This window comes from Shinella sp. WSJ-2 (genome assembly GCF_003432075.1).
Taxonomy (GTDB): domain Bacteria; phylum Pseudomonadota; class Alphaproteobacteria; order Rhizobiales; family Rhizobiaceae; genus Shinella.
Genome location: NZ_QWBU01000001.1, coordinates 576,767 through 588,873, shown reverse-complemented (window position 1 = coordinate 588,873; position 12,107 = coordinate 576,767). Strand labels below are relative to the sequence as shown.

Below are 12,107 nucleotides of genomic sequence, written 5' to 3'. Positions count from 1 at the left end.
TGGTTGGCAGAATTTCTGTTTTTTGCCTTTAAGGCAACCTTACGACCGGCTTTTTATGCAGATGCCGGCGTCGTCACGTCTCCCGGAAGCCTCCTATTCCTGCCGCAATGCGGCTCGTGATCTATAAAGTTATCTATCGATAGGGCGTATGTAACGCCCTAAAATATCTATTTTCGCCACAAGCCAGGCTTATGGAAAGTTTCGGATCGCGCCCGATGCAGGGGCGCGCTCCTATCGTCCTTTCCAGACGGGATCACGCTTTTCGGCGAAGGCGCGCGCGCCTTCGAGCTGATCCTCGCTGGAATAGAGAATATCGACCGTGCGGAACTGCCGCTTGGTGATCCTGTTCATTGTCGCCTGGAAGGTCTCGCCTTCTGCGGCGCGCACCACCTCCTTGATGGCGGCATAGACGAGCGGTGGGCCGCTTTCGAGCGTGCGCGCCAGTTCCCAGGCGCGGTCGAGCAGCTTGTCGGCGGGCAGGATCTCGTTGACGAAGCCCCAGCGATGCGCCTCCTGTACGTCCAGCCACCGGCCGGTCAGCAGCATATCCATGGCGATGTGGTAGGGGATGCGCTTCGGCAGCTTGATCGAGGCGGCGTCCGCCACCGTGCCGGAGCGGATTTCCGGCAGAGCGAAGGTCGCGTGCTCGGCGGCGAGGATCAGATCGGTGGACAGCGCGATCTCGAAGCCGCCGCCGCAGCAGATGCCGTTGATCGCCGCGATGATCGGCTTGTTGAGGTCGCGCAGTTCCTGCATGCCGCCGAAACCGCCGATACCGTAGTCGCCGTCCACGGCGTCACCTGCGGCGGCCGCCTTCAGGTCCCATCCCGGACAGAAGAATTTTTCCCCGGCGCCGGTGATGATGGCGACGCGCAGGCTGTCGTCGTCGCGGAAATCCGCGAAGACCTTGCCCATGATGCGGCTAGTCGCGAGATCGATGGCGTTCGCCTTGGGGCGATCGATCGTGACTTCGAGAATGCCGCCTTCGCGGCGCTGTCTTATCGGTCCGGTCATGGGTTTTTCCTCAGACGGATCAGCGCATCGGCCGCGACGACACCGTCGCCGGCTGGCAGCACCATTATGGGATTAACGTCCAGTTCTTCTATTATTGAAGCGTTTGAAACGACATAGGATGCCGCTGATGCGACGGCGGCGACGAGCGCGTCGATATCGCCCTTCGGACCGCCGCGATAGCCGTTCAAGAGCTTAGCGATCTTGAGGCCGGAAAGGGCCTCGCGGATCGTCTTCTCATCGGTCGGCAGCGTCAAGATCGCTGAATCCTCAAGCAGTTCGACGAGGATGCCGCCGGCGCCGATCGTTAGCACCGGCCCGGCGACCGGATCACGCATCGCGCCGACGATGAGTTCGGCGACGGGTTTCCCCACCATCTTTTCCACGAGAAAACCGGAGGCCACGCCGGCCATGGCGTTCGCAGCCTCCAGAACGGCCGCGCGGCTTGCCAGATTGAGCTTAACCGCGCCGGCTTCGGTCTTGTGCGCGACGCCGAGACCCTTGAGCACGACGGGGAAACCGAGCGTTTCGGCGGCAATGGCCGCCGCCTCCGCTGTCTCGGCGGTCAGACCCTTCGGGACAGGCAGGCCGTACGCGGCGAGTGCCTGCTTGGCCTCGTGTTCGCTTAGCGTAACGGCTTCGCCTTCTCCTGGGGCGACCTTGAGCAAAGGGGCGGATTGCTGCTTTGCCCATGCCTCGCCGATGCCGGCGGCGACATCGGCGGCGGCCAGCGCCTCCTCGATCCCATAGAAGGGCACGACGCCGTTCTGCATCAGCATTTCGGCGGTCGCTTCCGGCATGTTCTCGCCCATCGAGGCGACGATGCCGGCATTGGCCCCCGTCGCCTTCGACGCATCGATGACGGCGTGGCAGGTGGTGGTCCAGTCTTCGGCATCGCAGCGATCGAGGCGGGGGAAATCGAGCACGACGAGGTTCAGGGCGTAGCCGCCCTTCATCATCGTGGTGAAAGCGTCTGTCTGCTTCTCCCGGTTGCCCCAGACGAAGGTGTGGTAGTCGAGGGGGTTGGAGATCGTCACCATCTGGCCGAGCGTCTCGCGCAGCGGCTGGCGCTGGAAATCCTTGAGGTCGCGATAGTTGACCTTGCGCTTCAAACCGGCATCCGCCATCAGCGAGGCCTCACCGCCCGAGCAGGACATGGAGGAGATGTCGTGGTTCGGCAGCGGACCGGCGACATGCAGCAGCTTCAGCGTTTCCAGAAGCTCCGGCAGCGTCTCGACACGGCCTATGCCGAGGCGGGCGAGCAGGGCGGAGGAGACCGCGTCATTGCCGGCGAGCGAGGCGGTGTGCGAGACGGTGGCCAGCTGCGCCTGCTCGGACTTGCCGACCTTCAGCGTAACGACTGGTTTCTTCAATTCGCGCGAACGAAGGGCGAGCCGCTCCAGGGATTCGAGACTGTCGAAGCCTTCGATATGCAGGCCGACGGCGGTGACGCGCGGGTCTTCAAGAACGGCACAGGCGAGATCGGCAAGGCCGGTCTGCGCCTGGTTGCCGGCCGTCAGGATATAGGCGAGCGGCAGGCCGCGCTGCTGCATGGAGATGTTGCAGGCGATGTTGGAGGACTGCGTGAGGACGGCCACGCCCCTGTCGATGCGCAGCATGCCATGCTGGTCGGGCCAGAGCAGGGCGCCGTCGAGCATGTTGATGAAGCCGTAGCAGTTCGGCCCGAGGATCGGCATGTCGCCGGCCGCGTCCACCAGCGCCTTCTGCAGGTCGTCGCCATCGGCAAGTTCGCTGACAGCCTCGCGGAAGCCGGAGGCGTAGCAGACCGCGCCGCCGGCACCGCGCGCCGAGAGGTCCCTGATGATGCTGATGGTCAGTTCGCGGTTGACGCCGACGAAGGAGGCATCCGGCGCGCCGGGCAGATCGGCGACCGAGCGGTAACATTTGCGCCCGAGGATTTCGTCCTCGCGCGGGTGCACCGGCCAGATCTCGCCGGAAAAGCCCATCTTGTCGCATTGGAAGATGACCCGTCGCGCTTCCTTGCCGCCGAAGACGGCAATGGATTTGGGCCGGATCAGACGGTCGAGGGAACGTACCATTCTCTGATTAAGCTCCCAACGGCCGGAGCAGATCACGGCTGATGATGTGCCGCTGGATTTCCGACGTGCCGTCCCAGATGCGCTCCACGCGAGCATCGCGCCAGAAACGGGCGAGCGGCAGATCGTCCATCAGGCCCATGCCGCCAAAGATCTGGATCGCCTCGTCGGTGACACGGGCGAGCATTTCCGTGGCATAGACCTTGGCCGAGGCGATCTCGCGGTTCGACGGCAGGCCCTGATCGAGCCGCCAGGCGGCGTTCAGCGTCAGCAGGTCGGCGGCGTCGATTTCGGTGATCATGTCGGCGAGCTTGAAGGAAACGCCCTGGTTCGCGCCGATCGGCTTGCCGAACTGCTTGCGCTCTGCGGCATAGTTCAGCGCGTAGTCGAAGGCACGGCGGGCGCGGCCGACGGAGGTGGCGGCAACCGTGATGCGGGTCGCATAAAGCCAGTCATTGGCGATGTCGAAACCCTTGTGCACCTCGCCGAGGATCTGGGAGGAGGGCAGGCGGCATTCGTCGAAGTTGAGAATGCAGTTCTTGTAGCCGCGGTGCGAGACGGAATTGTAGCCGTCGCGGATTTCGAAGCCCGGCGTGCCGCGGTCGACGAGGAAGCAGGTGATGAGCTTCTTCTTGCCGCGCGGCGTGTCCTCTTCGCCGGTTGCGATGAAGACGATGACGAAATCGGCGATGTTGGCATGGCTGATGAAGTGCTTGGTGCCGTTGACGACCCAGTCGTCGCCGTCCTTGCGGGCAAAACACTTCATGCCGCGCACGTCCGAGCCGGCATCCGGTTCGGTCATGGCGAGTGCGTCGAACTTGTCGCCGCGCACGGCCGGCAGAAGATACTGTTCGCGCTGCGCGTCGTTGCAGGCCATCAGGATGCCCGAGGGTCTGCCGAAGAAGACGGTGAGCGCCATGGAGCCGCGGCCAAGCTCGCGCTCGACCAGCGTGAAGGAGGTGTGGTCGAGGCCCGCACCACCGACCTCTTCCGGCATGTTGCAGCCGAAGAACCCGATTTCCTTGCACTTTCGGGCAATTTCCTGGCCGAGTTCCGGCGGCACATGGCCGGTGCGCTCGACTTCGTTTTCGTGCGGATAGATTTCCGTTTCGACGAAGGAGCGGACCGTATCCACGATCATCTGCTGCTCGTCGGTCAATGCGAAATTCATGGCATTCCCCCTCGAATTCTTTTGCTGGCCGCATAGTGGCCGGTGCCCTTGGCGGGCGTCTCCCCCGGAGGCCGGGAGAGGCTGAAGTGTCACGCCGGGCGCCGTTCCTCTCGGCGCCGCGGCGATCCTTTTTAAGCGCGCTTCTGCCCGACGCTGCGGCCGGCGCCGTCGGGCGTCGCCAGCTTGGCATGGGCGTCGGCGATCGGCTTGATCTTCGCCAGCACCTCTTCGGGTGCCTCGACGCTCCTGCCGGCCTTCGAGTCGACATGGACCATCATCTGTTCGGCTGTTGCGATCACGCCGCCGCTCGCCGCATCGTGGATGCGGGTGAAGTAGTGCAGCCGCTTGCTGTCGGACGAGAGAAGCTGCAGCGTCGTGTAGAGCGCCTGGCCAAGCTTGGCTTCGCCGAGATGGCGGATGTGGGTTTCCACCGTGTAGTAGCTGTGGCCGGCCTCGACATAGGCGAAATCGACGCCGATCAGCCGCAGCAGCGCATCAGACGTATCGCCGAACAGCTGGAGATAGCGGTGCTCCGTCATGTGACCGTTGTAATCGACCCAGGCCGCATTGACCTTGGTATCGATCAGGCGCAGCGGTTCGCTTACGGAAACCTCGACCTTCGCCTTGCCGGCCTTGGCCCAGAGATGTTCCTCGAACTCGGCGAGCAGCTTGCCCGACCCCCAGCCCTTGCCGTCGTCGCCCGCCTTCAGCGCGTGCATGATGCCGACGAGGTTCTGGTCGCGGATGCGCTCCAGCTCGCGGATGCCGCGTGCGCCGGACTGGGCGTCCGACTGGTCGGCGATCTTGTTGACCAGTTCGTCATTGAGATCGACGACATCGGTGAGCTTCGTCCACGGCCAGGAGAGGCAGGGACCGAACTGGGCGAGGAAGTGGCGCATGCCGGCTTCGCCACCGGCGATGCGGTAGGTTTCGAACATGCCCATCTGCGCCCAGCGCATGCCGAACGAATAGCGGATCACGTCGTCGAGCGTCTCGGTGTCGCAGATGTCGTCCTTGATGAGCCAGAGGCCTTCGCGCCAGACAGCTTCCAGAAGACGGTCGCCGACGAAGGCCTCGATCTCCTTGTTGATGATCACGCCCTTCATGCCGATAGGCGCGAGCTTGGCCTTGGCGTCTTCGAGAACGGCGCGCGAGGTCTTCTGACCACCCACGAGTTCGGCCAGCGGCAGCAGGTACACGGGATTGTAGGGATGCGCTACGAACAGGCGTTCGGGATGCTTCATGTCGCGCTGCAGGTCGGTCGGCATCAGGCCTGACGTGGACGAGCCGATCAGGGCGTCGGGCTTTGCCGCCGCATCGATCTGGGTCAGCACGCCACGCTTCAGCTCCAGGCGTTCGGGCACGCTTTCCTGAATCCAGTCAGCGTCTTGCACCGCTTCCTCGATGCTCTTGCAGAAGGTGACTTTGCCCTTCGGCGGCAATGGCGCCATGGTGAGCATGCCGTAGGCGCGCTCGGCATTGGCCATGACTTCGCCGATGATGCGCTCGGCCTCCGGATGCGGATCGAAAATCTTGACGTCGATGCCGGCGAGCGCGAAACGCGCGACCCAGGCGCCGCCGATGACGCCGCCGCCGACGCAGGCTGCCTTGTTGATCTGGCTCATTTCGGTGCCCGCTTCTGGAGTTTCAGCTTCTCGCGCACTTCGGCCGGGCCGATGATCCGGGCGCCCATGCTTTCAACGACGTTCACGGCCTTTTCGACGAGCTGCGCATTGGTGGCGAGCTGGCCCTTGCCGACATAGAGATTGTCTTCCAGGCCGACGCGGACATTGCCGCCGGCGAGTACGGACGCCGCCGGATAGGCCATGGCGTTGCGGCCGATGGAGAAGGCCGAGAAGGTCCAGTTGGCCGGTACGTTGTTGACCATCGCCATGAAGGTGTTCAGGTCATCGGGCGCGCCCCACGGAATGCCCATGCAGAGCTGGATGAGGACCGGATCCTCGATGACGCCTTCCTCGACGAGCTGCTTGGCGAACCAGAGATGGCCGGTGTCGAAGGCTTCGATTTCCGGGCGCACGCCGAGATCGGTCATCATCTTGCCCATGGCGCGTAGCATCGACGGCGTGTTCGTCATCACGTAGTCGCCAAGCGAGAAGTTCATCGTGCCGCAATCGAGCGTGCAGATTTCCGGCAGGCATTCGGCGACGTGGCTAACACGTTCGGTGGCGCCCACCATGTCGGTGCCGACGGGGTTGAGCGGCAGCGGCTGTTCGGTATTGCCGAAGATCATGTCGCCGCCCATGCCGGCGGTAAGGTTCAACACCACGTCGACTTCCGCATCGCGGATGCGCTCGGTCACTTCGCGGTAGAGATCGTTGCGGCGGCTCGGTGCGCCGGTTTCGGGATCGCGGACGTGGCAATGCACGACGGCGGCACCGGCCTTTGCGGCGTCGATTGCCGATTCGGCAATCTGCTTGGGCGAACGCGGAACGTGGGGCGATTTGCCGGCGGTGTCGCCGGAGCCGGTGACGGCGCAGGTGATGAAGACATCACGGTTCATGGCTAAGGGCATGTGGTCTCTCCCAGAATTCTTGTTGGGTCCATTACGAGCCAAGAGAAGGCGCAATGCTTTCACTTTTCGGATCCATCCTTGACAATTCGAGAGATGAAAAAGCAGGATGCCGCCATGCTCGATCCATCCGCCGATACACTCGACATCGATATTCTCGTGCTGCCCGAGACGAACCTCATCCTCGTCGCCTCGGTCATCGAACCCTTGCGCGCGGCCAACCGCATCTCCGGCCAGGACCTCTATCGCTGGCGCATCTTCTCGCCGGATGGCGCGCCGGTGGAGACGCGCAGCCGCATTCCCGTGCCCGTCGACGGCGTGTTCCGGCCGGATAAGGAAGCCCATCCGCTCTTCGTGCTGTCGAGCTATCAATGGCAGATGAGTGCGACGCCTCTGTTGCGGCGCCAGCTTTCGCAGACGGCGCGCTATCGCTCGATGATGGCGGGTATCGAATCGGGCAGCTGGCTGCTTGCCGAAGCGAGTCTGCTCAACGGCCATTCCGTGACGATCCACTGGGAGGACATGGAGGAGTTCGCCTCGCGTTACCCGCAGATCGCCGTCATGCGCGAGCGCTACGTCATCGACGGCAAGCGCATCACCACCGGCGGCTCTCTGCCTACGCTCGACCTTATGCTGGAGATCATCCGCCGCCGGCAGGGCTATTCGCTGGCGCTGGAGGTCTCGCGGCTGTTCATCTACGAACACGAGCGCACGGGTGGCCTTTTGCAGGTGCCGGCGCTCGGCAACATGCGCGTCGCCGACCAGCGCGTCAGCCAGTCGGTGCGGCTGATGGAGGAGACGGTGGATGCGCCGCTCACCCTGACGCGGCTCGCCAAGCGCGTCGGCATCAGCGCCCGCCATCTCCAGGATCTCTTCCAGGAATCGATGGGCGTCGCGCCCCACCAGCACTATCTGGCACTGCGCCTCAACGCTGCCCGGCGCAAGGTCATCGAAACCAAGGCCGAATTCGCCGACATCGCCGCGCTCACCGGCTTCAACTCCTCCTCCGCCTTCTCGCGCAGCTACCGCGCGCACTATCACGAAAGCCCGACGGAGACCCGCCGGCGCCTGAGGACGGGCGCGAAGGGTTAGGATCTCTCAATCAGCTTTACCATCGTCTCCGCCGCCTGCCGGGAGAGGGCGTCTCGCGGCCAGACGAGGCTGAGGGATTGCTGGTAGGCGGTGTCGAGCGGGAGCAGTGTCGGTGGTGGGTTGATGTTGGCGACGGAATGTTCGGGCAGCACGGAGAGGTGGCCGTGGTCCAGCACGAGATTGATGATGACGGGGATCGAATCGACTTCGACCAGCGTCAGGCGGGAGCGCTCGGCCGGGGAGAGGGTCGCTTCCAGAAAGCGATCGGTCATCTGGCGCAGGCCGCTCTTCGGGCTTGGCACGGCGATGGGGTAGCGGCGTAGCAGGTTTGCGACGTCCTGTCTCTCGTTCCGGTCCAGCGTGCGCGGGGCGGCGAGGGCGAGTTGGGAACGGCCGATCAGCTGTCCGTCAAATTCGGCAGGATAGTGGTCCGTGTCGAGAAGGATCAGGTCGAAACGTCGGTTTTTCAGCCCGGAGACGAGTTCGTCGGCGGTGGTGGAGGACAGGAAGAGCGGCTGGCGTGGGCGTGCGCTTCGCCACTCCACGGCAAGCCGCGCCAGCATGGCGGCGATTTCGCTTTCGTGGCCGAAGGGGATGATCGTGCCGAGCCGCCAGGTGGCGGCGCTGCGGCGGAAGCGTTCGGCGGAGGCGGCGAAGAGCTGCTCCCACGCGGCACCGATGCGTTCGGCGAGTACCAGCGCCTCCAGGCCTTCCGGCGTGCAGCTTATGCCGGAGGTCGAACGGTCGAGCAGTTTGCAGCCGATGGCCGCTTCCAGATGGCTTAGCTGGCGGGTGAGTTGCGGCTGGCCGAGGCCGAGCGCTTTGGCGGCGGCGTTAATGCTGCCGGCGCGGGCCGTGGCTGCAAAACGGGATAGGGCGGTGAGCGGGATGGTGCCGTCGCCATCGCCGAGCGCGGTAAGTGCCGCGGCGGCGCGGGCAATGTCGGCGAAGCGCGGCAGGCGGGCTTCCGCCTCCAGCGTCGGCACGAGTGCCTGACCATCCCGGCGCACGAGCGGTACGGACAACACGGTCTCGACCCGTCGTAGCGCGGCGCTTGCGCTGGAGGCCGGGCGGCGGCACAGGGCGGCTGCCCTGCGGATGCCGCGTTCTTCGAGAATGCTGTGCACAAGGCAAAGTGTGGATAGGTCCACGGTGGGTCCTTCGGCTTCTTGCTGGCTGTTCGATTTATAGCATGAACCGTACGGATTTTGGGATATACGATCCGTTCCCGTTCCGCATAACATCCACACGCAATTCCCGACGGAAAACCGCACGTCGCTGTCCTGGAATTGCTTTTGAAAAACAGGCTTCTCGAAACATGCTCGCTTCCGCCGATACGCTCTATCTCACCGGCCAACCGCTCGATTTCGCCACGCTGGAGGCGATCGGCACGGGTGCGCGGCGTCCGGTGGCCTGCGAGATCGGCATGGGCCGCGTCGGCACGTCGCGTCTCGTGATCACCGACCGTCTTGCCACGGGCCTGCCGATCTACGGCGCCAATACCGGCGTCGGGTCGATGAAGGACAAGCTCTGGACGGCGGACGATCTCGTCGAGTTCAACAACAATCTCGTCAAGGCACACCATTTCGGCACCGGCGAGCCCTTCACGCTGCCGATCGTACGCAAGGCGATGGCGATCCGCGTCAACACGGCGCTCGGCGGTTATTCCGGATGCAGCCCGGAGCTGATCGATGCCTTCCTGGCGCTGCTGGAGAAGGATGTCGTGCCTGTCGTGCGACGGCATGGCTCGATGGGCTGCGCCGATATCGGCCTGATGGGGCAGATCGCCGCCGTCATGACCGGCGAGGGCGAGGCCTGGTATGGCGGCGAGCGCCTGCCGGCGCCGGAAGCACTGAAGCGCGCCGGCCTGAAACCCTATCGTATGCAGCCGCGCGATGCGCTCGCGGCGCTCAGCGTCAACGCCATCTCGCATGCCGCTGCAGCCAATGTCGTGCGCGAGGCGGCGAAAGCTATCCGCAATCTGATGGTGACCGGCGTGCTCTCGTCGCTGGCGCTCGGCGCTTCGGCCGATCCGTGGCGGGTGGCGGCGCGGCTTTCGGCGCATGGCGAGGCGCTGGCCGGGACCTGGTTCGAGGCGCAGGCGACCTCGGGGCATTGGCCGAAACCGTCGGCCATCCACGATCCGTTGAGCCTGCGCATGACCGCGCAGGTTTTTGGCGCGTGCCTGGATACGCTGATGACTGCGGCCGAGCGGCTTGTCGAGGCGACGGCGCAGTCGGATGACAATCCGGTCGTGATGGACAGCCATGTCATGGCCTCGGGTGGTTCGCTGCCGCTTTCGACCACGCTCTATGTCGAGGCGGCGCAGACCGGATTTGCCCATCTTGCCCGCAACGTGCTGAACCGCTGCGTGCTGCTGTCCAACGGCGTGCGCCGCAACCTGCCGGTCAATCTCGTGGCGCCCGGCGAGGCGGCGACAGGGTTTGGTCCGCTCTTGAAACTCGCCGTTGAACTCTACATGCGCATCCAGTCGCTGGCGGTGCCGATCTCGGCGCAATCCATCGTCGTGGCCGGCGGGCTGGAGGAGGAGGCGACCTTCCTGCCGCTCATCGTCGAACGCATGGAAAGTCAGGTGCGGGACCTGCGCCAGCTCGCGGCGCTGGAGGCCATGCTCTCCGCCCAGGCGATCGATCTTTCCGGTGACAATGCCGAGGGTGTCGCCGCCGTTGCCTATCAGCGCACGCGGGCGATCAGCCCCTTCTACCGCAAGGACCGGCCGCTATCCGCCGAAATCGAGGCACTCGACCGTGACCTTGCCAGCCCCGAGGCGCTCGCCGCCTTCATCGATGCCGCGCCGATGGCGGATGTCGACAGCTTCTTTGCCCTGAAACCGTGAGGACCAGCCGATGGCCGATTTCGATCTCGTTCTGAAAGGCACCGTGGTTCTGCCGGACCGTATCGTCGAAGGCGGCCATGTCGCGGTGCGGGAGGGCAAGGTGGTGCATGTCGGCCAGGGCGCGATGCCGGCGGCGAAAGAGCGGCACGATCTCTCCGGTGCGCTGATCCTGCCCGGCGCCATCGATGCGCAGGTCCATTCACTCTCGCAGAAGAACCAGGAGGATTTCATCTGGTCGACACGCTCGGCGGCGGCCGGCGGCGTCACGACCATTGTCGACATGCCCTATGACGAGGGCAATCTCGTCTGCTCGGCCGAGGCCGTGAAGATCAAGGTCGATCATGCGAGCCCGCAGGCGCGCGTCGATTTCGCGCTCTACGGCACCGTCGATCCCGAGGAAGGGCCGGCGCGCATTGCCGAAATGGTCGAGGCGGGTGTCGCCGCCTTCAAGTTCTCGACCTTCGGCACGGACCCGAAGCGCTTTCCGCGGATTCCGGCGGCATTGCTGGAGGATTGCTTCCGCGCCATCGCGCCGACGGGCCTGACGGCCGGCGTGCACAATGAGGACGACGAGGCGGTGCGCGCAGCGATCGCCAAGGTGAAGGCAGCGGGTATCACCGATTATCGTGCGCACGGCCTGTCGCGCCCGCCGCTGACCGAATTGCTCGCCTCAAACCAGATCTATGAAACCGGTGCCGAAACGGGCTGCCCGGCCCATGTCGTGCATTGCTCGCTCGGCCGCGGCTACGAGATCGCCGCCGCCTATCGCGCGCAAGGACACCGCGCGACCATCGAATGCTGCATCCACTATCTCGTTCTCGACGAGGAGAACGACGTTGCCCGGCTTGGCGGCAAGGCGAAGATCAATCCGCCGATCCGCCCGCGCGCCGAGGTGGAAAAGCTCTGGCGCCATGTCGCGGCGGGCAATGTCACGCTTGTTTCGACGGACCATGTCAGCTGGTCGGAGGACCGCAAGACCAATCCGGACATGCTGGCCAATGCCTCCGGCGTGCCGGGGCTGGAGGTCATGGTGCCGCTCTTCGTCAAGGGCGCGCTGGAGCGCGGCATTCCGCTGACGCGTGCTGCCGAGCTGATGGCACTCAACCCCGCCCGGCATTTCCGGCTCGACCATGTGAAGGGCGCGCTGGAGGCCGGCAAGGATGCCGACATCACTGTGCTGACGCCCGAGCCCTATACCTATGACGCCGCCGCCAGCGGTCACAACGTCGTCGGCTGGTCGCCTTACAATGGCATCCGCCTGCCGTGGCGCGTCTCAGCGACCTATCTGCGTGGCAAACTCGCCTTCGACGGCACGAACGTGCATTCCGAACCCGGCACCGGCGCCTTCGTGCGTCCGCTGCCGACACTTGTTTCCACGGGGGCCTGATC

9 protein-coding genes are annotated in these 12,107 nt (G+C 64.7%); 3 read left to right on the top strand and 6 right to left on the bottom strand.

Annotated elements, in window-relative coordinates; all coding sequences use genetic code 11:
• Positions 1–231: 231 nt before the first annotated feature.
• The 5 genes from D0Y60_RS02825 to D0Y60_RS02805 form a co-directional block, all read right to left on the bottom strand.
• A complete protein-coding gene (locus D0Y60_RS02825) occupies positions 232–1,014 on the bottom strand; it encodes a carnitinyl-CoA dehydratase (protein ID WP_117366609.1) in 783 nt (260 codons plus the stop codon).
• Positions 1,011–3,071 carry an acetate--CoA ligase family protein gene (locus D0Y60_RS02820; RefSeq protein ID WP_117366608.1) on the bottom strand — a complete coding sequence of 687 codons (2,061 nt, stop codon included), beginning with the start codon at positions 3,069–3,071 and terminating at the stop codon, positions 1,011–1,013. Before D0Y60_RS02820 ends, D0Y60_RS02825 begins: the two co-directional genes overlap by 4 nt.
• 7 nt (positions 3,072–3,078) lie before the next feature.
• The gene (locus tag D0Y60_RS02815) at positions 3,079–4,239 is read right to left on the bottom strand and encodes an acyl-CoA dehydrogenase family protein (protein WP_117366607.1); all 1,161 of its coding nucleotides are present in this window, start codon (positions 4,237–4,239) and stop codon (positions 3,079–3,081) included.
• Positions 4,240–4,370: 131 nt separating this feature from the next.
• Positions 4,371–5,864: a carnitine 3-dehydrogenase gene (locus D0Y60_RS02810; protein ID WP_117366606.1), complete on the bottom strand. Its 1,494-nt coding sequence runs from the start codon at positions 5,862–5,864 to the stop codon at positions 4,371–4,373.
• The gene (locus tag D0Y60_RS02805; protein ID WP_117366605.1) at positions 5,861–6,772 is read right to left on the bottom strand and encodes a 3-keto-5-aminohexanoate cleavage protein; all 912 of its coding nucleotides are present in this window, start codon (positions 6,770–6,772) and stop codon (positions 5,861–5,863) included. Before D0Y60_RS02805 ends, D0Y60_RS02810 begins: the two co-directional genes overlap by 4 nt.
• Positions 6,773–6,886: 114 nt before the next feature.
• Between D0Y60_RS02805 and D0Y60_RS02800 the strand changes: the two genes are divergently transcribed.
• Positions 6,887–7,861, top strand: a complete 975-nt coding sequence (locus tag D0Y60_RS02800) for a GlxA family transcriptional regulator (protein ID WP_117367056.1) — start codon at positions 6,887–6,889, stop codon at positions 7,859–7,861.
• Here D0Y60_RS02800 and D0Y60_RS02795 read toward each other — a convergent pair.
• Positions 7,858–9,012: a LysR family transcriptional regulator gene (locus D0Y60_RS02795; protein ID WP_158565376.1), complete on the bottom strand. Its 1,155-nt coding sequence runs from the start codon at positions 9,010–9,012 to the stop codon at positions 7,858–7,860. The two genes, D0Y60_RS02800 and D0Y60_RS02795, sit on opposite strands and share 4 nt — an antisense overlap.
• A 167-nt stretch (positions 9,013–9,179) precedes the next feature.
• Between D0Y60_RS02795 and D0Y60_RS02790 the strand changes: the two genes are divergently transcribed.
• Together D0Y60_RS02790 and D0Y60_RS02785 are read left to right on the top strand one after the other, a co-directional pair.
• Positions 9,180–10,718 (top strand): aromatic amino acid lyase, encoded by a 1,539-nt coding sequence (locus D0Y60_RS02790; RefSeq protein ID WP_117366603.1) that lies wholly within the window; start codon positions 9,180–9,182, stop codon positions 10,716–10,718.
• Positions 10,719–10,728: 10 nt separating this feature from the next.
• A complete protein-coding gene (locus D0Y60_RS02785) occupies positions 10,729–12,105 on the top strand; it encodes an amidohydrolase family protein (RefSeq protein ID WP_117366602.1) in 1,377 nt (458 codons plus the stop codon).
• The last annotated feature ends 2 nt before the right edge of the window (positions 12,106–12,107 follow it).